Source organism: Streptomyces sp. MS19 (assembly GCF_047200595.1).
In the GTDB taxonomy this organism is placed as follows: Bacteria; Actinomycetota; Actinomycetes; order Streptomycetales; family Streptomycetaceae; genus Streptomyces.
Genome location: NZ_JBJZOH010000048.1, coordinates 1 through 21,526 on the forward strand (window position 1 = coordinate 1; position 21,526 = coordinate 21,526).

Consider the following 21,526-nt stretch of genomic DNA (forward strand, 5'->3'; position numbering starts at 1 on the left):
CGGTCGCATGAGTGAGCCCCAGAAGTACGCCGACCGCGTCTACCGCTCGGGAGCCGGCATCGTGGGCGGCGTCCTGCTGCTCGCCCTCGCCGCCTGGCTCGGCTTCGACGCCATCCTGCGCGGCGACGGCCGTACGCCGCTGGTGGCCCTGTCGGTGCTGGTGTTCGCCGTGCCGCTGATCGTGGCGTTCTCGATCCGCCCGGCGGTCTTCGCGTCGGACGAACGCCTGCGGGTGCGCAACCCGTTCCGCACCGTCGTGCTGCCGTGGGGCAAGGTCGAGACCGTACGGGCGCGTTACTCGTCCGAGGTCGTCGCGGAGGGGCGCACGTACCAGCTGTGGTCCATCCCCGTATCGCTGCGCGCCCGCAACCGCGCCAACCGCCGCCGCGAGCAGGCCGCATCCGCCCGCATGCCCCGTTCGGGACGCCTCGGCGGCTTCGGCGGCTTCGGCACGCCCGACCAGGAGCACGGCGAGCCCCGCCCGCCGACCCCGGCGGCGGGCGACGAGGCCGTCCTCGTCCTGCGCGAACTGGCCGAGCGGCACCGCGAGAAGCCCGGCGCGCAGGGCGACATCGAGACCCGCTGGAGCCTGGAGACGCTGATCCCCCTCGCGGCGGGCGCGGTCGCGCTGCTCGTGCTCTGGCTGACGAGCTGACCCGGCCGCCGCGCGCATGGACCTCGCCTACCCGTTCGCGGGCCGCTGGCTCGTCCGGAACAGCCCCGCCGACCGGGTGCCGAGCCACGGCACGGCCCTGTTCGCCACGTCCTACGCGATCGACTTCGTACCGGTCGACGCCACGGGCGGCACGGCGCCCCTCACGCCCGGTTCCCTCGTGCGCCCCGAACCGCCCGGAAGATTCCCCGGCTTCGGGCGCCCGGTCCTGGCGCCCGCCGAGGGGGTCGTCGTCGCCGCGCACGACGCCGAGCCCGACCACATGGCCTACCGCGGCCTGCCCTCGATCGGCTACGCGCTGACGCAGCGCCGCCGGGCCGCGGCGGGGTGGGTGGCACTCGCCGGGAACCACGTGCTGATCGAGAGCCGCGGCGTCGTCGTCGCCCTCTGCCACCTCCGGCACGGCACGGTCGAGGTCCGGCCGGGGCAGCGCGTCCTCGCCGGTGACCGGCTCGGCCGCTGCGGGAACTCGGGCAACAGCACCGAGCCGCACGTCCACGTCCAGGCCCTCGACAGCCACGACATCGAGCACGCCGCCGCCGTACCCCTGACGTTCGGAGGGCGCCTGCCGCGCAACGGCGAGATCGTCACCGCGCACACCCCCTGAGGCGTTTGCGGGGGACGCCGCCCGTCGCGGATCATCCCTCCCGTGACCGACACCCGCGCGCCCGCCGCCCCCCGTCCGCTCGCCCTGCTCACCGGGGTCGGCCGCAGCGCCGGGATCGGCGCGGGCATCGCGCGCTGCCTCGCCTCCTCCGGCTGGGACATCGCCTTCACCTACTGGACGCCCTACGACCGGCGCATGGAGTGGGGCGCCGAGGAGGGCGCGGCCGACGCCATCGCCGCCGACCTCGCCGCGCGCGGCGCCACGACCGCCGCCGTCGAGGCCGACCTCGCCGACCCGGCGGCGCCCGCCCGGGTCCTCGACGAGGTCGAGAGCCGCCTCGGCATGGTCACGGCCCTGGTGCTGTCCCACTGCGAGTCGGTCGACTCCGGCCTGCTGGACACGACCGTCGAAAGCTTCGACCGCCACTTCACGGTCAACGCGCGGGCGTCCTGGCTGCTGATCCGCGAGTACGGCCGCCGCTTCACGGGCGCGCACGGCACCGGCCGCGTCGTCGCCCTCACCAGCGACCACACCGTGGGCAACCTGCCGTACGGCGCGAGCAAGGGCGCCCTCGACCGCATCACCCTCGCCGCCGCCCACGAACTGGCCCCCCTCGGCGTCACGGCGAACGCCGTCAATCCCGGCCCGGTGGACACCGGCTGGATGACCGACGACCTCCGCACGCGGATCCGCGCCGCCACCCCCCTCGGCCGCCTCGGCACCCCCGAGGACACGGCGCACCTCGTGGACTTCCTGCTGTCGCCACAGGGCCAGTGGATCAACGGCCAACTCCTCCACAGCAACGGCGGCTCGGCCTGACCGCGTGCGCCGCACTCTCCGCCCTCAACGCCCGCCCCGCCCTCTGTTCCCGCGCCACACACCGGAGTTGTGGACCGACCCCCACATCTCGGCGCGCATGCTCGCCGCGCACCTGGACCCGTCCGTCGATCTCTCCTCCTACCGGGCGGAGTTCATCGAACGGGTCGTCTCCTGGCTCGTCGTCCGCTTCGGCGTACGGGCGGGCGGGCGCGTCGCCGGCCTCGGGTGCGGGCCCGGCCCGTACACCACGCCGCTGGCCCGCGCCGGGGCCGACGCCACCGGGCTCGACCTGTCGGCGCGCCCGCTCGGCCACGCCAGGTCGCTCGCCCGCGCGGAGGGGCTGACCGTTCGCTACCTGCGGCAGGACTACCTCACCTGGCGCGACCCGGACGGCGCGCGGTACGACCTGGTCCTCATGGTGATGCGGGACTACTGCACGCTGCCCCCGGACGGGAGGCGTGCGTTGCTGCGCACCGTGCGGCAACATCTCGACGGCGGCGGCTCGTTCGTCCTCGACGTCGATTCCGCCGCCGCGCTGGCCGACGTGCGCGAGCGGGCGACCGGCCCTACTTCGGCTTCCACAACACCTCCCGCTACGAAAGCGCGCGCGTGTCGCTGGACAAGTACGAGATCTCCGAGGCCGGGCGGCACAGGACGTTCTGCAACCGGGTCCGCCACTTCACGCCGGACGAGCTGGGCGCGGAGCCGGCCGAGGCCGGGTCCGGCGCGGCCGAGATTCTCGGCGACCTCGCCGGGGCGCCGTCGTTCGCCGCCGTGGCGACGACCGGCCGCCGGTAGGCCGTCCCCGCACGGGCGGGCGCGACGCGCGTGAGTCGGCCGGGCCCGGCCCTGCACGGCTCCGTCCGTCCGTGTCCCGGCGCCCCGGGGAGCCGGATCAGCCTTCGGCGCCCGGACGCCACTCGGCGGCGAGGAGGCCGAGCAGCACCTCGTCCAGGAACTCGCCCATCACCCACGCCGAGGACCGCAGCACGCCCTCGCGCGTGAAGCCGTTGCGCTCGGCGGCGCGCAGCATCGCGAGGTTGTCCGCCAGTGTCTCGATCTGTAGCCGGTGCAGGCCGCGCACGACGAAGCCGTAGTGGCACAGCACCGCCACCACGTCGCTGCCGTAGCCCTTGCCGCGGAACGACGGGCGCAGGCCGAGGCCGATGTGCGCGCTGCGGTGATGGGTGTCGATGCCCCACAGCGTGGCCGTGCCGACGAGTTCGCCGCCGTCCAGCTCGACCACGGAGAACGGGACGTGCCCCTGCTCCTTGTCGTCCACGACGAGCCGCGAGTCCTCCGCGCCGGGCGTCATCGGCCGCCACGGCCGCCCCTCGGCCCGCGAGCCGCCCACCACGTCGTCGTACAGTTCCGTCCGCAGGACCGGGATGTCGTCCGCGTGCCGGGCCCTGAGCCCGACCTTCGTGCCTGTGAGCATGCGAGCTTTCTATCCGACCGGCTGATTTCCTGGCAAACGGTTCTCCTGGGGACGCAGCACGATCTTCCCGACGTGTTCCCTGCGGGCGAGTTCCTCCTGCGCCCGCGCCGCCTCCTCCAGCGGGAACACCTCGGCGACGAGGGGCTGGACCGCGGCCTGGCGCGCCATGTCCATCAGGAGGGCGAAGTGCGTGGGCGTGTGCATCGCGGACCCGATCACCTGCGCGTTGTGCAGGTAGAGGCGGCGCACGTCGAAGGCCACCCCGTACCCGCCGAGCGCCCCGGCGACGACCCACCTGCCGCCCTCGCGCAGGAGCGGCAGCCCGTCGCCCACCAGGTCACCGGCGACGACGTCGAGCCCCACGTCGATGCCCTGCGGTGCGGCGGCGCGGACCTGGGCGGCGACGTCCCCGGCCCGGTCCACGACCTCGTGCGCGCCCGCCTCGCGCACCGCGTCGATCTTCGCGCCGCTGCTGATCGCGACCACCGTCGCGCCGCGCGCGCGGGCGATCTGCACCAGCGCGATCCCGACGCCGCCCGACGCCCCCGAGACGAGGACGGTCTCACCCGCGCGCAGCCGGCCGCGTTCGACCATGCCGAGCGCCGTGCCGTAGGCGGTGGGCAGCGACGCGAGCTGGTCGTCCGTGAGCGGGGAGTCCGTGACGTCGTGCGCGCGGTCGGCCCGCGCGGTGACGAACTCGGCGTAGCCGCCGTCGCGTTCGCTCCCCATCAGGCCGACCGGGTTCGCGTCGGGGCCCTCGGAGTCGTAGAGCGCGGGGTCCACGACCACGCGGCGGCCGACGAGGCCCGCGTCCACCCCTGTGCCGGCCGCCACGACCCGCCCCGCCACGTCGGCGCCCTGGACGCGCGGGAAGTCGAGCGGGCCGCGCCAGCCGGACAGCGCGTCGGGGTCGTCCGGGCGGCCGTAGGCGCCCTCGCGGGTCCACAGGTCGGTGTTGTTCAGCGCCACCGCGCCGACCCGGACGAGGACCTCGCCGGCCCCCGGGACCGGCACGGGCACCTCGGCCGCCTCCAGGACCTCGGGCCCTCCGTGCCTGGTGATCCGCACCGCGCGCATGGTCTCGGGCACACCCATCGCTCACCCTCTCCGCAGTCCCACAGAACAGCGCAAGCCCTCACCGGGCCCACCACCGCACCTTTCCACGCACCGCCTACCCCACAGGACACCGACACCCACACCCGTGTATTCACCGACAGGCTGGTGAAAAGCTCCCACCCGCCTGATGAGGCGCCGCGGCACGGGGTGCGGGGGCGGCGGGCTCAGAAGAGTCCTTCCCTGTCGCACCATTCGGCGAAGCCGCCCGGTCCGAAGGGGAGGCGGTACCGGCTCCTCAGCAGGTCGTCCGCCAGCGCGGACACCAGCGGAACCGTGAGGAGCCCCGCACGGATCGCGTCGCACAACAGCCCGAGGGTGCGGCGCAGCGTGACGGGACGTCCCCGGGCGGCGTTCGCGGCCACCCTGTCGTCGACGACGGCGATGGCGCCCGGCAGGGTTTCCGCCAGGGCGAGCACCCCGCATTCACCGATGTTGCGCCCATCCGGTCCGACCAGTTGGCGCTCGTAACGGACGAATGCTGTCAGCTGGGCAGGCGTATCGAGGGGAACGGTCTCGATCCAGTCCGCGTCGAGCACCGAACGCAGGTAGTGGTGCTGCTCAGCTCCGCTCCGGAGTTCCTCGGCGACCACGTCGGGAATCAGGACACGGTGGCCTTTGAGGACACTTCCGAGAACTCCGAGCCACTGCGCCTGCGCGAAATGGCTCAGGGGACCGGTGTCGAGCACATAGGCGGTCTCCGGATCGGTCACGACGTCACTTCCCAGATTCCCGCCTCCGGCGCGGGAGGCAGGTCAGGGAGGGCGTCGTGGTCGAAAGTGCCGCGAAGCAGTCCGACAGCTCTGTCGGCGGTGACCACCTCGTGGCGGTAGAGCTTCAGAACGGCCTGCTCATAGGGGCGCGGCAGTGCCACGGGCGCCAGTTCGTCCCGGACGACGAGGTTCTTCTCCACGATGTCGGCCTGCTTGGTGTGGACCTGGCGGATGCTCCTCCCGCGCTCGCCGTCCACCAGGCCGACCTCGACGAGCCGGCGCGCAAGGGTCGCCATGTCCACCCCGTAGTGGCTTGCGGCGCGCACCGCGGCGTCGCGCCACCCCTCGTCCGGAACGTTCAGCCACTCCTCCCAGCGCGCCCGCAGGTCGTCGCCTGGCAGGAGCAGGGCGCGCGCGAAGCCGTCCAGCCTGGCCTCGATCCCCTCGGCCTCCGCCGCGGCCACCCGCCAGTCCAAGGAGAACTGGTCGGCGAGGAGGTAGTGCCCCAGCTCGTGGGCGGCGGCGAGACGGCGGCGGCCGACCCGCCAGTGACCGTTGACGAGCGCGACACCGCCGCGTTCCAGCAGTACGGTGCCGGCGTCCGCGCCTTCTCCGAGATCCACCGAGAAAACGAGCAGCCCGACACCGGCGGCGAGGCGGGAGAACTCGTGGGCCGGCTGTGCCGGGGCGAGCCCGAGCAGTCGGCGTGCCGAGGCCGCCAGTTCCTCGGCCTCGTCGGCGGTGGTCGGGTGCGGCAGGGGCTCCGGCTGTCCCCTGACCAGTTCGGGGCAGCGGGACGTGACGAATTCGGCGTCGCGGACCAGGGAGTCGAGCTGTGCGTCGATGGCCTGGACGGCCACCCCGGGGCCGGCCCCGCGGTACGAGGCGAGGGCGGGGGGCGCCTCGTCCACGAACCACTCCACGCGGTGTCCCAACTCGCGGGCGATCGACACGAGTTCCAGGGCGGTCACACGGCGGGAGCCGGACTCGATCTTCGCCAGCGCTGTCCGGTCCACGCCGATGGACGCCGCCAGCTGGGCCTGGGTGATCCCGCGCTCCGCCCTGGCCTCGGCCACGCGCGCTCCGATTTCCATGTGTGCGAAATTAGCACACGGCTCTCGGGGGCGGATGCCGTGAGCAATCGGCTGATCGCTCTCTGTCCGGAGCCGGACGTGCACCGGCACCGGCCGTATGCGCTGCGGACTCGGCCTCGCGGTCCGTTCCGTCTCACGTGCCGGACACGTACGGCCGGGTCAGGGGGTGGGGGGCCAGGTGTGGAGGGCTGTGGTGGCCACCGCGTGGAGGTCTTCGCGTGTGGCGCCGCTCGCGGCCTGGACGGCGAGGCCGCTGGAGACCGTCATCACGAACCGGGCGAGCAGCCCCGGGTCGGACTCCGGCGGCAGGTCGCCCTCGTCGCGTGCCCTGGCGAACCTTTCCGCGAGGCGCGCGCAGGCGTCGTTGCGCCAGTCGGCCAGCAGGTCGCGGACGGCGTGCTCCGCAGGGGCCGCCGCCAGGCAGCCCTGGACGACGAGGCAGCCGGCCGGCCGGCCGGCGCCGGTGACGGTCTCGACGGTGCCGCGCAGGAAGGCCGCCGCGACCTCCCGGGCGGTCGGTTCGGCGAGCGCGCGCACGGCGTAGGCGGCCGGGCCCTCGGAGTAACGCGCCAGGGCCTTCCGGAACAGTTCCTCCTTGTTCCCGAAGGCGGCGTACATGCTCGTGCGGCTGATGCCCATGGCGGCGGTCAGGTCGGTGAGGCCGGCGCCCTCGTAGCCCCGCTCCCAGAACACCAGCAGCGCCCGTTCAAGCGCCTCGTCCGCGTCGAACCCCCTGGGCCGCCCGATCACGGGCCGCCGTGCGCCTTCCATACCGGCGAGCATAATCCGCCCCCGGAGGGCGGGCCGTGGTCCCTCAGGCGACGAGGAGGCGGAGGCCGAGGTCCGCCGCGTCGAGCCGCCCGAGCCCGGCGTTGCGCTCCGCCCAGCGGCCGGAACGGAGGTCGTCGCCGAGCCCGCGCACCGCCCGCCGCTCCGCCTCGGGGCCGACCCTCGTCCACACCGACACCGCGCGGCGCACATGCTCCTCCAGGTACGCGTGCGGCCGCCGCCAGTACGCCTCGAACAGGCCGTCGGCGCAGTCCCACGGGACGGGCACCGGCTCGGCGCGGGCACCGATCGCGTCCGCCATCCCGGCGAGCGACGGGAACCCCGCGAGGACACCGGCGAATTCGGGCAGGTAGTCCCGGGTGAGCCAGAACCGGTCCCGCCACCCCGGCTCGTCGGTGTCGAAGGTGAGCACCACCACGCGGCGGGCCACGCGCCGCATCTCGCGCAGCCCCGCCATCGGGTCCTCCCAGTGGTGCACGGTGGAGACGGCCATCGCCGCGTCGAAGGCGCCGTCCTCGAACGGCAGGTCCTCCGCCGCGGCCGCCACGCACGGCGCCGACCCGGCGGGGCGCTGCGCCCGCATGACCGCCGACGGCTCCACCGCCGTCACGTCGCGGTCGGCGGGCTCGTACGAGCCGGTGCCCGCGCCGACGTTCAGCACCGTCCGCGCGTCGCCCAGCGCGTCCGCGATCCGCGCGGCGAAGCGCGGGTCCGTGCGGCGGGTCGCGGTGTAGGCGCCGCCGATCGTGTCGTACAGCCGTGCACCGAACACTTCCAGCTGCTCCTCGGGTGTCACCTTGAGTCCCTTCGCCCGTACGTCGAGTTCCCTGTCGATGGCGGCCACCATGGCGGCGGCGCGGTCCTGCCGTTCCAGCAGCAGGGCGCGCAGGCGGCGCAGGTGCGCGACCGCGTCCGCGGACGGGTCGCCGACCAGTTCGGCGACCTCCCGCAGGCCGAAGCCGAGCCGCCGGTAGGCCAGCACTTCCCTGAGCCGCTCCACGTCGCCCGCCGAGTAGGCCCGGTACCCGGCGGCGGTCCGCGCCGACGGGCGGACGAGCCCGACCTCGTCGTAGTGGTGCAGCGTGCGGACGGTCACGCCTGCCAGTCCGGCCACGCGTCCCACGGTCCAGTGGTCTTCCACGCCGACGACTATGCGCCCTGCCGTCACGTGAGGGTCAAGGGCCGATGTGACGCGGGCGGGCAGAAGGTGCGTGCCGTCCCGCGCCAAAAGCGTTTGTGGGGGCGGGTGGAGGGTGTGCTGATCGTCACCGGCATGCCGGGGGCGGGGAAGACGACGGTGACGCGGCTCGTCGCGTCGCTGCTGCCCCGGTCCGCCCGGCTCGCGGGGGACGACCTGAACGGGATGATCACCAGGGGACGCGTCTGGGCGCTGGGCGAGCCCGCCGACGAGGCCGCGCGCCAGGTCCGCCTGTGCAACGCCAACCTCTGCGCGCTCGCCGCCAACTTCGCGGACGCCGCGTTCACCCCCGTGATCGACTGGGTGGTGCCGACCCGGGAGCAGCTCGCCTTCTTCGTCGCCCGCCTCGCCCCGCGGCCGGTGCTGTTCGTCGTCCTCGCGCCGGGGCCCGAGGTCTGCCGCGAGCGGAACGAGGCGCGCGATCCCCGTGAACGCGTCCCCTACGACCACCGGGCCCTGGACGCCGGGATGCGGCGGGAGCTGGGCGGCGCGGGCTGGTGGCTCGACACCGCCGCCCTCACGCCGGGGGAGACGGCGGACCTGGTCGTGCGCGAGGCGGCCCGCTGTGCTCCGGTGGGGCCCGCTGCCTAAGATGTGCGGCATGAACACGGCATATCTGGCGGAACTGTTCTCGCTCGAAGGGCGGGTCGCCGTCGTGACCGGGGGCAGCTCCGGGATCGGGCGGGCGATGGCGGAGGCGCTCGCGCGGGCGGGCGCGAGCGTCGTGGTCGTCGCGCGGCGCGAGGCCGAACTCGACGCGACCGTGCGGGACCTGACCGGCGCGGGCTGCCGTGCCGCCCGCGTCGCCGCCGACCTCGGCAGCCGCGCGGGCGTCCGCGCCGCCGCGGAGGAGGCGGCGGCCGTCTTCGGCGAACCCGACATCCTCGTCAACTCCGCCGGGATCAACCTGCGTCCGCCGATGGGCGACGTGGACGACGCCGTCTGGGACGCCACCATGGCCGTCAACCTGGAGGCCCCCCACCTGTTGTCCCAGCGCTTCGGCCCCGGCATGGCCGAGCGCGGCCACGGGCGGATCATCCACGTCAGCTCGCAGCAGGCGCACCGCGCGTTCGTGCAGAGCGGGGCGTACGGGGTGTCCAAGGGCGCGCTCGAATCCCTCGCGCGCTCCCAGGCCGAGGCGTGGTCGCCGTACGGGGTCACCTGCAACACCCTTGTGCCCGGCTTCGTGCTGACCCCCCTCAACGCCCGCCTGTCGTCCGACCCCGAGCGCGTCGCCGCGCTGGCCGCCCGGACGATGGTCGGGCGCAACGGGGTGCCGGACGACTTCGCGGGCGCCGTCGTCTTCCTGGCGAGCCGCGCGTCGGCGTACGTCACCGGCCAGTCGGTGTACGTGGACGGCGGCTTCTCCGTCCACTGACGGGGGCGGCCCGGCCGCGCCGGGGAGCACGGGGGACACCGGTATTGCAGCCCGGGTGGAACCGCGGGCGGTGGGCCGTGCGTGTCATAGCAAACTTGTACGATCGCGAGCCCTGCGCCCCGCCTCGGCGGGGCGCAGGGGCGTTCCTGGGGGGAAAGATGGCGCGGCCTTCCGACTGGTCTCCGGTGGGGATGGATTCGGATCCGACGCCGGGTGATCCGGAGGAGGTCCGCGACCTCGCGGACGAGTTGCAGACGTTCTCCGACGATGTGGCGGAGGCGCTGGGGAAGATCCGGGGTCTCGCCTCCGACCGTGCGGTGCAGGACTGGGCGGGCCTGTCGGCGGAGGCGTTCCGTGACGAGTTCGACGGCGTGCCGGGCAACTTGGAGAAGCTGCGGGACTCCTACGACCTGTGCGCGCAGGCGTTGCAGGCATACTGGCCCACGTTGCAGACCGCGCAGGGCCAGGCGGACCGCGCGCTGGACCGGGCCATCGCCGCGCAGGCCGATCTCATCGCCGCGCAGGGCTCGTTGGGCAGCGCGCAGGACTGGGTCGGACGGGCCGGGGACGAGGCGGAACGCCTCCAGCGGGAAGGCGAACGGGCCGATGCGCCGCCGCCGGACGAGGCGGAGGTCCGCGCCGCGACCCGCGACCGCCAGGCCGCGGACGAGGCCCGGGAGGCGGCGCAGGCCCGTGTGGACACGGCGCAGGACTCCCTGGACGCCGCCCGGGAGTTGGCCCGCCAGGCGAAGGAGATGCGCGAGGAGGCCGCACGGCAGGCGGCCCGTGACATCGACGAAGCCTCGGACGCCGGTATCCACAACCGCAAGTGGTGGCAGAAGGCGGTTCACTGGGTCACGGATAACTGGGACACGATAGTTGACGTGTGCAAGGTGATCGTCGCCGTCCTCGGGGTGGTGGTGATGATCATTGGCGGCCCCCTGGCCTGGGTCGTCCTCGCGGCGGCACTGGTCGTCCTCGCGGACACGCTGATCAAGTACTCCCGAGGCGAAGCCGGACTGCTCGACGTGGCGTTCGCCGCGCTGGACTGTATTCCCGGCATGAAGGGGCTCACGACGCTCGGCGGCCTCGCCCGCGGTGCGTGCGGTCTTGCTTCCGGTGGTCTGCGCGGCATGGCCCTCGGTGCCCGTGGCCTCGGCCAGCGCATACGCGGCATGGGGCGCGGCATACGCAGCCTCTTCTCCCGGGGTGACCCGGTGGACATGGCCACCGGCGACGTCGTGATGTCCGCCACCGACGTCGAACTGCCCGGTGTGCTCCCCCTGGTGCTGGAACGCCATCACCGCACGTCGGTGCGGTCGGGCACCTGGTTCGGCCGCTCGTGGGCGTCCACGCTCGACCAGCGGCTCGCCCTCGACGCGGACGGCGCGCGGCTGTGCACCGAGGACGGCATGACGCTGTACTACCCCCGGCCGCTGCCGGGCGAGCCCGTGTACCCCGTCGAAGGCCCACGCTGGGCGCTCCGCTGGTCGGGCAACCCTCAGGACCCGCTCGTCGTCCACCAGCGCGAGACCGGCCGTTCCCTGCACTTCTCGGTCGTCCCCGGCCGCAGGGGTGGCGAACTGCCGCTCACCGCCCTCACCGACCGCAACGGCAACCGCATACGCGTGGAGTACGACGCCCAGGGCGCGCCCACCGACGTCATCCACGACGCCGGCTACCACGTCGGCATCACCACCCACCAGCGCCGCATCACCGAACTGCGCCTCCTCAGCGACTCCGAGCATCCCCTCCTCCTGCGTTACGGCTACGACCGCGCGGGCAATCTCACCTCGGTCGTCAACTCCTCCGGCCTGCCCCTCACGTTCGCCTACGACCACAAGCGGCGCCTCACCCGCTGGGAGGACCGCAACGGCACCTGGTACGCGTACACCTACGACGCGCAGGGCCGCTGCACCGCCACCGACGGCACCGGCGGCGCCCTCGCCAGCCGCATCACGTACGACACCGGCACCCGCCGCACCCTCTTCACCGACTCCCTCGGCCACACCACCACCTACCAGTTCAACGACTCGTACCAACTCGTCACCGAGACCGACCCCGAAGGCCACCACACCCACCGCACCTGGGACCGTTTCGATCACCTCCTCACCCATACAGACGCGCTGGGCCACTCGACATGTCACACGTACGACGACCACGGCGCCCTGCTGACCCTCACCCGCCCCGACGGCGGACGCGTCACCGTCACCCGCGACGACGCACTCGGCCTGCCCACCGAGGTGGTGCGCGAGGACGGCGCCCGCTGGCTCCAGGAGTACGACGAACGCGGCAACCCCCTCACCGTCACCGACCCCGCCGGTGCCCGCACCACCTACACCCACGACGCCCGGGGCGCCCACACCTCCACCACCGACCCCCTCGGCCACACCACCCGCATACGCAACGACGCCGCCGGCCTCACCGTCGCCCTCACCGACCCCACCGGCGCCACCGGCACGGTCACCCGCGACGCCTTCGGCCGCGCCGTCGCCGTCACCGACCCCACCGGCGCCACGGTCACGACGACCTGGAGCACCGAGGGCCACCCCCTCACCAGCACCGACGCCTCCGGCGCCGAACGCCGCTGGGCCCGCGACGCCGAGGGCAACCCCGTCGCGTACACCGACGAGAACGGCCGCACGACGCGCTGGACCTACGGCCCGTTCGACCTGCCCGTCTCCCAGACACTCCCGGACGGCACCCGCCACGACTTCGAGCGCGACACCGAACTGCGCGTCCGCCGCGTCACCGCCCCCGGCGGCCTGGCGTGGCACCAGACGTACGACGCACTCGGCCGCCTCGTCGCCCAGTCCGACTTCGACGGCCGCGCCCTCACGTACACCTACGACCCGTCCGGCGCCCTGCTCAGCCGCACCAACGCACTCGGCCAGCGCGTCACCTACACCTACGACGCCAACGGCGCGCTGACCGGCAGGGACGCCGACGGGCGGCGCACCGCCTACCTCCTCGACGCGGCGGGCCGCCCCGTCGAGGCGTACGGGCCCGACGTCCGCGTCACGATCGAGCGCGACGTGCTCGGCCGCGTCCTCGCCGCGACGGTCGGGGACCGCACCGTCCGCCACACGTACGACCCGCTCGGCCGCCCCGTCGGCCGCACCACGCCCGCCGGGCACCACAGCGCCACCCGCTACGATGCCGCCGGCCGCCCCGCCGAACTGCGCACCGGCACCCGCCTCCTGCGCTTCGACCGCGACCACGCGGGCCGCGAGACCGCCCGCGCCCTCGCCCCCGGCCTCACCCTCCACCACACGTGGGACGAACGCGGCCTCCTCACCGGCCAGACCCTCACCACGCCCGGCGGGACACCGGTCAGCCGCAGCTGGACCCACCACGCCGACCGCACCCCCGCCTCGGTCACCGAACCGGCCACAGGACGGACCGACTTCACCCTCGACGCGCTGAACCGCATCACCGGCACCACCGGGCCAGGCGGCCCCGAGGCGTACGCCTACGACCCGCTCGGCAACCAGACCGCCGCCCAGTGGCCCGACGAGGACACCGCCACCACCGGGGCACGCGAGTACGCCGGCACGCGCGTCCTCACCGCGGGCGCCGTCCACCACGAGTACGACGCGGCGGGCCGCACGGTCCTGCGCCGCCGCAAACGCCTCTCCCGCAAGCCCGAGACGTGGCGCTACGAGTGGGACGCCGAGGACCGCCTCACCCAGGTCACCACCCCGGACGGCACCCGCTGGCGCTACCTCTACGACCCGTTCGACCGGCGCACCGCCAAACAGCGGCTCGCCGCGGACGGCACCGTCGCCGAACAGACCACCTACGCCTGGTCGGGCTCCACCCTGATCGAGCAGACCACCACCAGTGCCGCCGACCCCACCGCGACCACACTGACCTGGGACCACCACGAACTGCGCCCCGTCGCCCAGACCGAACGCCGCGCCACCGCGCCCTTCGACGCCGCCACCGCGCCCGACAGCGAGATCGACGCCCGCTTCCACGCCATCGTCACCGGCCTGACCGGCGCGCCCACCGAACTCGTGGACGACAGCGGCCGGATCGCCTGGCAGGCGCGCGCCACCGTCTGGGGCGTCACCACAACCGCGCCCGGCGCCACCACGGACACCCCGCTGCGTTTCCCGGGGCAGTACGCCGACGACGAGACCGGCTGGCACTACAACCTGCACCGCCACTACGACCCCGCCACCGCCCGCTACACCAGCCCCGACCCGCTCGGCCTCGCACCGGCACGCAATCCGGTCGCCTACGTCGAGAACCCCCAGACGCACGCCGACCCGCTGGGCCTGGCGCCCTGCCCCATCGACATCAACTACGGGCGTCCCGACGGCCAGATCGTCCTGAGCGGCCACGGCGGCATCGCCGCGGGCGACACGTCCCTCGTCACCGTGCCCGAGGGGACATGGCTGCACTTCTACTCACGCCACGGGGAGTCGATCGACAACCTCCTCGGCAACCGGATCGAGATGGCAAATCCCGTCCCGGTCCGCGTCTGGGGGCCCGGCAGCCGTGTCCCCGACTACTCCCTCTACCCGCCGGACGGCCTCAGCCTCGTCGGCGCACCGCGTACGGTGACCGAACCGACGCGCCTGTCCGCCCTCATCGGCCCGAACATGGGCCCCGTCCACTGGGCCGCCTGCCGCTCCATCCTCTGACCCACGCCCCCGCCCCCGCACCGGAAGCCGCGCCACATGACCCACTTCGCCGACCTCACCCCGTACACCTACCTGCCCGGGACCGTGCCGCCCGGCGTCACCGCCCTGAACGTGGGCTGGCTCGCCGCACCCCACGACCACCCCACGGGCGAGCCGCCCGCCGGGTTCACCGAACGGCTCGGCCTGCTGTGCCGCGACGAGCGGCGGGCGCAGACGCGGGGCATGCACGCCTGCGACCGGCCGCACGCGGACGGCACGCCCGGCTTCCCCGTGAACGCCGCCATCGCGGGCGCGTCCGTACTGCTCGGCACGGCCGAGGTCCGCGTGGTCACGCCGGACGGGGTGTGGCTGTGCGCGCCGACGATGGTGCACCACTACGTGACGCACCACGCCTACCTGCCCCCGCCCGCCTTCACCGAGGCCGTCCTCGCGGGACGCGTCGCACCCGCCGCCTGACCCCCCACCCGCCGCGGGGCACGACCAACGGGCCGCACCCGACAGCCGACACCCACCGGCCCACCCAGGGAAGCCCGGCTGGGGACGCGGCAGTGCCCGCACACGCCCAGGCGGCTCCGCTGGACGCGTCGCACTCGCCGCGCGTACTTCGGTGCCAGGTGTCCTGCCGGCAGTCGCCGCTGCTGGACGGGACCTGCCCGGCGGGGCGGCGCCCGCGCGCGCCCCGCCCCCCGGCGTCACACCTCCAGGCCCGCCGCCTCCGCCAGGTCGCGCTTGACGGCGGCCAGTGCCCCGGCCGCCGTCGCGCGGGCGTCCGGCAGCGCGTCGTGGCCGTCCACCGGGACGACCACCTCCAGGTAGCACTTCAGCTTCGGCTCGGTCCCGCTCGGCCGCACGATCACCCGCGCCGCCTCCACCGCGCCCGCGCCCGCCAGCCGGTACCGCAGCCCGTCCGTGGGCGGCAGCCCCCCGGCGCCCTCCGCCAGGTCCTCCGCCGACTCCACCGTCAGCCCGCCGAGCGCGCGCGGCGGCGCGGACCGCAGCCGCGCCATCGCGTCCGCGATCACCGCGAGGTCCGCGACCCGCACGGACAGCTGGTCCGTCGCGTGCAGGCCGTGCGCCACGGCGATGTCGTCCAGCAGGTCGGCGAGGGTGCGCCCGCCGCGTTCCTTCTCCTCCGCCGCCAGCTCGGCGAGCAGCAGCGCGGCCGTGACGCCGTCCTTGTCGCGCACGCCCTCGGGGTCGACGCAGTAGCCGAGCGCCTCCTCGTAGCCGAAGCCCAGGTCAGGGACGCGGCCGAGCCACTTGAAGCCGGTCAGCGTCTCCTCGTACGGCAGCCCGGCCGCCGTCGCGACGCGGCCCGCCAGGGACGACGAGACGATGGACGCCGCGAACGTCCCGCGCCGCCCGCGCCGCACCAGGTGCGTCGCCAGCAGCGCGCCCACCTCGTCGCCGCGCAGCATCCGCCAGCCGCCCTCGGCCGCCGGGTCGGGGACACCGGCGGCGCAGCGGTCGGCGTCCGGGTCGTTGGCGATCACCAGGTCGGGGGCGGACGCGCGGGCCGCCGCGAAGGCGAGGTCCATCGCGCCGGGTTCCTCCGGGTTGGGGAACGCGACGGTGGGGAAGTCCGGGTCGGCCTCGGCCTGCTCCGGCACGTCCACCGGCGGCGGGAAGCCCGCCCGCGCGAACGCCGCCGCCAGCACCGGCCGCCCCACGCCGTGCAGCGGCGTGTAGACCACCGAGACGGAACGGGGCGAGCCGCCCGTCAGCGCGGCGCCGCTGCGCGCGAGGTACGCCTCCACGACGTCCTCGCCGAGCGTCTCCCAGCCCGCCTCGGGCCGCGGGACGTCCGCCAGCGGCCCCACCGCGGCGATGCGCGCGGCGATGTCCGCGTCCGCCGGGGGGACGATCTGGCTGCCGTCGCCGAGGTACACCTTGTAGCCGTTGTCGCGTGGCGGGTTGTGGCTCGCCGTGACCATGACGCCCGCGACGGCGCCCAGGTGCCGGATGGCGAACGCGAGGACCGGCGTCGGCAGCGCGCGCGGCAGGACGGCGGCCCGCAGGCCCGCGCCCGTCACCACGGCGGCCGTGTCCCGGGCGAAGTCCGCGCTCTTGTGCCGCGCGTCGTAGCCGACGACGACGAGGCCGCCGTGCCCCGCCCCCGTCTCCCGCAGGTACGCCGACAGCCCGGCCGCCGCGCGGATCACCACGGCGCGGTTCATCCGCATGGGGCCCGCGCCCATCTCGCCGCGCAGCCCCGCCGTGCCGAACTGGAGCGTGCCGGCGAACCGTTCCGCCAGTGCGCCGCGGTCGTCCGCCGCCAGCAGCGCGGACAGCTCGGCGCGCGTCTCCGGGTCGGGGTCCTCGGCGAGCCAGGCGCGGGCGCGCGCGGTCAGGTCCCGCGACGGGCCGGTGTCGTGATCGGTCATGTGTTCATGGTCAGACACGGCCCAGCACCTTGGCGAGGAGGGCCCCCATACGGGCGGCGGAGTCACGCCCGGCCTGGAGGACCTCCTCGTGGTTGAGGGGCTCGCCGGTGATGCCGGCGGCGAGGTTGGTGACCAGGGAGATGCCCAGGACCTCGGCGCCCGCCTCGCGCGCGGCGATGGCCTCCAGGACGGTGGACATGCCGACCAGGTCGCCGCCGATCGCGCGGACCATGCGGATCTCGGCGGGCGTCTCGTAGTGCGGCCCGGGGAACTGGACGTACACGCCCTCTTCCAGCGACGGGTCGATCTCGCGGCACAGGGCGCGCAGCCGGGGCGAGTACAGGTCGGTCAGGTCCACGAACCGCGCGCCCGCGATGGGGGATGTCGCCGTGAGGTTGATGTGGTCCGAGATCAGCACGGGCTGGCCGACGCGCATCCCCTCGCGCAGGCCGCCGCAGCCGTTGGTGAGCACGATGGTCCCGCAGCCCGCCGCGACGGCGGTGCGGACGCCGTGGGCGACGGCGGCGACGCCGTGGCCCTCGTACGCGTGGGTGCGGCCGAGGAAGACCAGGACGCGTTTGCTCCCGAGCCGGTACGAGCGGAGCTTGCCCGCGTGGCCCTCGACGGTGGGCGGCGGGAAGCCGGGCAGTTCGGTGAAGTCGCACTCGAAGTCGGGTTCACCCAGCTCCACGGCCGCCGGGACCCAGCCGGAGCCCATCACGAGGGCGACGTCGTGGCTGGTCACACCGGTCAGCTCGCGCAGCCGGGCGGCGGCGGCACCGGCCGGCTGGTCAATATCGGAAGCGTTCACGCGCTGAGCCTAACCGTTCATCTCCTACGCGCGTAGAGGGTTTCAGGGGCACGGTTCGGTCTCGGCCGTCCCCGGTGTGCGCGCACGGGTGCGGTCGTGAAGAGTGTGTGCCGTCAGCAGGGGCGCTTGCGCAGTTCCATCACGTAGTCGTGGGGTGCGCCCGCGGACTCGGCGGCGTCCGCCAGTTCGCCGAGGTAACGCGCGGAGGGCAGGCCGCCCTCGTAGGCGTTGAGGACGTACGCCCACGCCGTCTCGTCGCCGTCCAGCGTGTGGACGCGCAGCCGCGTGCGCCGGTAGATGCCGAGACCGACCCCCTCCCAGCGGTCCATGGCCTCCTCGTCGGCGGGCGCGATGTCGTAGAGCGCGACGAACACGTCCGAGACGGGCGCCTCCACGATCGTGGCCAGGGCGCCCTCCCACCCCATCTCCTCACCGCCGAAGGTGAGCCGCCAGCCGGTGAGCCAGCCGGTGCTGCGCAGGGGCGAGTGCGGTGCGCGGCGGGACATCAGCCGGGGATCGAGGTTTCCGGCGTATGCGGCGTAGAGCGACATGGCACTGAGCGTACGGGAGAGGCGCGGGTGACCCGGCGAAGTCCGCCCCCGGGGCCGTGCCGGTCCCGGGCGGGGCGTGCGCGACACTGGAGGGGTGACTCGGATCGTGATCATCGGTGGCGGACCTGGCGGCTACGAGGCGGCGCTGGTGGCCGCGCAGCTCGGGGCGGAGGTGACCGTCGTCGACCGGGACGGCCTGGGCGGCGCCTCGGTGCTCACCGACTGCGTGCCGTCCAAGACGCTGATCGCGACCGCCGAGGTGATGACCGGCTTCGACTCCTCGCACGAGGAGCTGGGCATCGAGATCGACCACGACGGCGACGGCATCGGCGACGAGGTACGCGGGATAGGAGTCGATCTCGGCAAGGTGAACCGGCGGGTGAAGCGCCTCGCGCTCGCCCAGTCGCACGACATCACCGCCTCCGTCACCCGGGCGGGCGTCCGGCTGCTGCGCGGCACGGGCCGCCTGGAGCCGAACCAGGCGCCGGACGGGTCCCGTCGTGTCACCGTCACGGACCCGGACGGGGCGGCGAGCGAGCTGGTCGCGGACGGCGTGCTGATCGCCGTGGGCGGGCAGCCGCGCGAGCTGCCGGACGCGCGCCCGGACGGGGAGCGCATCCTGAACTGGACGCAGGTGTACGACCTGAAGGAGCTGCCGGAGGAGCTGATCGTGGTCGGCTCCGGCGTGACCGGCGCCGAGTTCGCGGGGGCGTACCAGGCGCTCGGCTCGCGGGTGACGCTCGTCTCGTCGCGCGACCGCGTGCTGCCGGGCGAGGACCCGGACGCGGCGGCCGTGCTGGAGGACGTCTTCCGGCGGCGCGGCATGAACGTGCTCTCCCGCTCGCGTGCCTCGGCCGCCCGCCGGGTCGGCGACCGTGTCGAGGTGACGCTCCAGGACGGGCGGGTCATCTCGGGGACGCACTGCCTGATGGCGGTCGGCGCGGTGCCCAACACGGCGGACATGGGCCTGGCCGAGGCGGGCGTGCGGCTCAGGGAGTCCGGCCACATCAGGACGGACAAGGTGTCGCGTACGTCGGCGCCCGGCGTGTACGCGGCCGGGGACTGCACGGGCGTGCTGGCGCTCGCGTCGGTCGCGGCGATGCAGGGGCGCATCGCGATGTACCACTTCCTCGGCGACGCGGTCGCGCCGCTCGACCTGCGCACCGTCTCCGGGAACATCTTCACCGACCCCGAGATCGCCACCGTGGGCTGGACACAGTCCGACGTGGACGAGGGGCGCATCGACGCACGGGTGGTGAAGCTGCCGCTGCTGCGGAATCCGCGGGCCAAGATGCAGGGCGTCCGCGACGGCTTCGTGAAGCTGTTCTGCCGTCCCGGCACGGGGATCGTGGTGGGGGGCGTGGTCGTGGCGCCGCGCGCCAGTGAGCTGATCCATCCGATTTCGATCGCGGTGGACAACAGCCTGACGGTGGAACAGATCGCAAAAGCGTTCACTGTGTACCCGTCTCTGTCCGGCTCGATCGCCGAGGCCGCGCGCCAGCTGCACACACGGAAGTTCGCCGAGGAACAGTAGGCACTGGTCAGCGCGCGGCGCACGGGCAAGCGCGCGCGGCATATATCACGCCTGGGGCGCACGTATAGACAACTTCGGTAATTCCCCGCAACCTGCTGAAACAAGATGGTCGTTGGGGTTACTGTCAGTTCCGTGTTCGCTGCTGAACGTCGTCAGATGATTCTCGAAATGGTGCGGGCCAACGGGGCAGTGTCGCTCCGGGAGCTCGCCCGCGTTGTCCAGACCTCGGAAGTGACGGTGCGGCGCGATGTCCGCGCCCTGGAGGCGGAGGGACTGCTGGACCGCAGGCACGGCGGTGCGGTCCTGCCGGGTGGCTTCACCCGCGAGTCGGGGTTCCCCCAGCGGGCGATGGCCGCCACCGCCGAGAAGACCGCCATCGCCGAGTACGCGGCCGGCCTGGTGCGCGAGGGCGAGGCCATCGTCGTCGGTGCGGGCACCACGACGCAGGAACTGGCCCGCAGGCTCGCCCGCGTCCCCGGCCTCACGGTGGTGACCAACTCCCTGCTCGTCGCCCAGGCCCTGGCCCACGCCAACCGTGTCGAGGTCGTCATGACCGGCGGCACCCTCAGGGGCTCGAACTACGCGCTGGTCGGCAGTGGCGCCGAGCAGTCGCTGCTCGGGCTGCGCGTGAGCCGCGCGTTCCTGTCCGGCTCGGGGCTCACCGCCGACCGGGGTCTTTCCACGTCCAACATGCTGGCCGCCAGCGTGGACCGCGCCCTGGTGCGCGCCGCCGCCGAGGTGGTCGTGCTGGCGGACCACACCAAGCTGGGGACGGACACGGCGTTCCAGACCGTGCCGACCGAGCACATCACGCACCTGGTGACGGACCAGCCGCCGCCCGAGGCCGCCAAGGCGGGCGTGGAGATCGACGCGCTGGCCGACCAGGGCGTACGGGTCTCGCTGGCGGGCGGCGGGCACCAGCCGGGCGTCAAGCCGCCGCTGGACGGCCCGCGCCGCGACCTGCGCGACGCGCGCGACCCCAGGGAGGCCCAACTGCCCGGCCCGCGCGCGACGGGCCACGGCCCGCTGGGCCAGCGCCTCGGCGACCTGGCCCCACCCCGCCGCCGCTGAGGCACCCCGCGGGCCGCGGGCGCGTGCGTCCGTGCCGGGCAGCGGAAGCGGGGGGCGTCCGTCCCCGCTCCCGAGCCGGGAGAGGTGGCGGCGCGCCCCGCCGGGCCGGGGCGTTCCGGACGGCACGGTCTCCGGCGCGGGCGCGTCGCACCGAACGGCGGAAGCGCGTGAACGCGCGTCCCCGTGCGGCACGGCGGGCCTGCGCGTCGCGGGGGGCGCGGGCCCGATGCGGATGGACCGCGCCGTGGTGATCCGCGCGGCTGCCGGGCTGTCGGCGTACCTGCGGGAGCCGGCGGCGGGAGCCGGCGATCTCGTCGTCTGCGGGAAGGGAGGTGGGCTGCTGCGCCGCCTCGCTCCTCAGCCGTGCCCGTCCGGCTCCGGGAGAGGCGGTGGGCCCGGCGCGGCGTACCGTCCGCCGGTCCGCGTCCCGGGCGAACGGCTCCCGGCACGGGGGCGTGCGTCCGCTCAAGGCGGCGGAGGCGGGTGAACGCCCGCCTGCCGGAGGGCGGATGCGCCCGCCCTGCCGTCCGTCCCCGCTCTCGAACCCGGCCCGGCCCGAGCCGGGAGAGGTGGCAGCGCCCCCGTCGGGTCGGTGCGGGCGTCCGGAGCCGGTGAACGTCCTGCGGTTCTGCTCCGAGCGGTTCCGGAAGAGGCGGTGGGCCCGGCGTGGGGGCGTGCGTCCCCACTGGGTGGAGTGGCCA

19 protein-coding genes and 1 pseudogene are annotated in these 21,526 nt (G+C 74.4%); 11 read left to right on the plus strand and 9 right to left on the minus strand.

The genetic code is table 11. The features are described from left to right. Nucleotides 1-7 precede the first annotated feature (7 nt). The 5 genes and pseudogenes from ACL02R_RS27135 to ACL02R_RS27155 all read left to right on the plus strand — a co-directional run bounded on the left by ACL02R_RS27135 (nt 8) and on the right by ACL02R_RS27155 (nt 2,897). Nucleotides 8-655, plus strand: coding sequence for a PH domain-containing protein (locus ACL02R_RS27135; RefSeq protein WP_412799618.1), 648 nt, complete (start codon nt 8-10; stop codon nt 653-655). A gap of 16 nt (nt 656-671) precedes the next feature. After that, nucleotides 672-1,280, plus strand: a complete 609-nt coding sequence (locus tag ACL02R_RS27140; RefSeq protein WP_412799597.1) for a M23 family metallopeptidase — start codon at nt 672-674, stop codon at nt 1,278-1,280. A gap of 42 nt (nt 1,281-1,322) precedes the next feature. Then, a complete protein-coding gene (locus tag ACL02R_RS27145) occupies nt 1,323-2,099 on the plus strand; it encodes an SDR family oxidoreductase (RefSeq protein WP_412799598.1) in 777 nt (258 codons plus the stop codon). 97 nt (nt 2,100-2,196) lie between these two features. Next, a pseudogene (locus tag ACL02R_RS27150) lies at nt 2,197-2,550 on the plus strand (class I SAM-dependent methyltransferase); the annotation flags it as partial. Nucleotides 2,551-2,708: 158 nt separating this feature from the next. Further along, entirely contained in the window at nt 2,709-2,897 is a 189-nt protein-coding gene (locus ACL02R_RS27155; RefSeq protein ID WP_412799620.1) for a hypothetical protein, read from the plus strand. A gap of 97 nt (nt 2,898-2,994) precedes the next feature. Here the strand turns inward: ACL02R_RS27155 and ACL02R_RS27160 are convergent, their stop codons facing one another. From ACL02R_RS27160 to ACL02R_RS27185, 6 genes are all read right to left on the minus strand, one after another. Then, nucleotides 2,995-3,537 (minus strand): GNAT family N-acetyltransferase, encoded by a 543-nt coding sequence (locus ACL02R_RS27160; protein WP_412799599.1) that lies wholly within the window; start codon nt 3,535-3,537, stop codon nt 2,995-2,997. A gap of 9 nt (nt 3,538-3,546) precedes the next feature. Then, nucleotides 3,547-4,632: a zinc-binding dehydrogenase gene (locus tag ACL02R_RS27165; protein ID WP_412799600.1), complete on the minus strand. Its 1,086-nt coding sequence runs from the start codon at nt 4,630-4,632 to the stop codon at nt 3,547-3,549. A 185-nt stretch (nt 4,633-4,817) separates the two neighbouring features. Then, nucleotides 4,818-5,363: a hypothetical protein gene (locus tag ACL02R_RS27170; protein ID WP_412799601.1), complete on the minus strand. Its 546-nt coding sequence runs from the start codon at nt 5,361-5,363 to the stop codon at nt 4,818-4,820. Further along, nucleotides 5,360-6,457 (minus strand): helix-turn-helix domain-containing protein, encoded by a 1,098-nt coding sequence (locus ACL02R_RS27175; RefSeq protein ID WP_412799602.1) that lies wholly within the window; start codon nt 6,455-6,457, stop codon nt 5,360-5,362. The genes ACL02R_RS27170 and ACL02R_RS27175 overlap by 4 nt, the downstream gene beginning before the upstream one ends. A gap of 159 nt (nt 6,458-6,616) precedes the next feature. Then, nucleotides 6,617-7,228, minus strand: coding sequence for a TetR/AcrR family transcriptional regulator (locus ACL02R_RS27180; protein ID WP_412799603.1), 612 nt, complete (start codon nt 7,226-7,228; stop codon nt 6,617-6,619). Nucleotides 7,229-7,271: 43 nt separating this feature from the next. Beyond that, on the minus strand, nt 7,272-8,369 hold the full coding sequence (locus ACL02R_RS27185; RefSeq protein WP_412799619.1) for a MerR family transcriptional regulator: 1,098 nt from the start codon (nt 8,367-8,369) through the stop codon (nt 7,272-7,274). Between the two features lie 132 nt (nt 8,370-8,501). Between ACL02R_RS27185 and ACL02R_RS27190 the strand changes: the two genes are divergently transcribed. The 4 genes from ACL02R_RS27190 to ACL02R_RS27205 all read left to right on the plus strand — a co-directional run bounded on the left by ACL02R_RS27190 (nt 8,502) and on the right by ACL02R_RS27205 (nt 14,930). Beyond that, entirely contained in the window at nt 8,502-9,035 is a 534-nt protein-coding gene (locus ACL02R_RS27190) for an AAA family ATPase (RefSeq protein ID WP_412799604.1), read from the plus strand. Nucleotides 9,036-9,045: 10 nt separating this feature from the next. Then, complete coding sequence (locus ACL02R_RS27195; RefSeq protein WP_412799605.1) at nt 9,046-9,822, plus strand: SDR family NAD(P)-dependent oxidoreductase; 777 nt, start codon at nt 9,046-9,048, stop codon at nt 9,820-9,822. Between the two features lie 191 nt (nt 9,823-10,013). Then, nucleotides 10,014-14,474: a putative adhesin gene (locus ACL02R_RS27200; protein ID WP_412799606.1), complete on the plus strand. Its 4,461-nt coding sequence runs from the start codon at nt 10,014-10,016 to the stop codon at nt 14,472-14,474. A 36-nt stretch (nt 14,475-14,510) separates the two neighbouring features. After that, nucleotides 14,511-14,930 carry a hypothetical protein gene (locus ACL02R_RS27205; RefSeq protein ID WP_412799607.1) on the plus strand — a complete coding sequence of 140 codons (420 nt, stop codon included), beginning with the start codon at nt 14,511-14,513 and terminating at the stop codon, nt 14,928-14,930. A gap of 236 nt (nt 14,931-15,166) precedes the next feature. Here ACL02R_RS27205 and ACL02R_RS27210 read toward each other — a convergent pair whose 3' ends face one another. The 3 genes from ACL02R_RS27210 to ACL02R_RS27220 all read right to left on the minus strand — a co-directional run bounded on the left by ACL02R_RS27210 (nt 15,167) and on the right by ACL02R_RS27220 (nt 18,220). Further along, nucleotides 15,167-16,858: a phospho-sugar mutase gene (locus ACL02R_RS27210; RefSeq protein ID WP_412799608.1), complete on the minus strand. Its 1,692-nt coding sequence runs from the start codon at nt 16,856-16,858 to the stop codon at nt 15,167-15,169. Between the two features lie 10 nt (nt 16,859-16,868). Next, nucleotides 16,869-17,669 carry a purine-nucleoside phosphorylase gene (locus tag ACL02R_RS27215; RefSeq protein WP_412799609.1) on the minus strand — a complete coding sequence of 267 codons (801 nt, stop codon included), beginning with the start codon at nt 17,667-17,669 and terminating at the stop codon, nt 16,869-16,871. A gap of 113 nt (nt 17,670-17,782) precedes the next feature. Next, nucleotides 17,783-18,220 carry a gamma-glutamylcyclotransferase gene (locus ACL02R_RS27220; RefSeq protein WP_412799610.1) on the minus strand — a complete coding sequence of 146 codons (438 nt, stop codon included), beginning with the start codon at nt 18,218-18,220 and terminating at the stop codon, nt 17,783-17,785. 94 nt (nt 18,221-18,314) lie between these two features. On the opposite strand from ACL02R_RS27220, the gene ACL02R_RS27225 reads away from it, so the two are divergent. Next, the gene (locus ACL02R_RS27225) at nt 18,315-19,754 is read left to right on the plus strand and encodes an NAD(P)H-quinone dehydrogenase (RefSeq protein WP_412799611.1); all 1,440 of its coding nucleotides are present in this window, start codon (nt 18,315-18,317) and stop codon (nt 19,752-19,754) included. A gap of 156 nt (nt 19,755-19,910) precedes the next feature. After that, complete coding sequence (locus tag ACL02R_RS27230) at nt 19,911-20,825, plus strand: DeoR/GlpR family DNA-binding transcription regulator (RefSeq protein WP_362967866.1); 915 nt, start codon at nt 19,911-19,913, stop codon at nt 20,823-20,825. Nucleotides 20,826-21,526 lie beyond the last annotated feature (701 nt).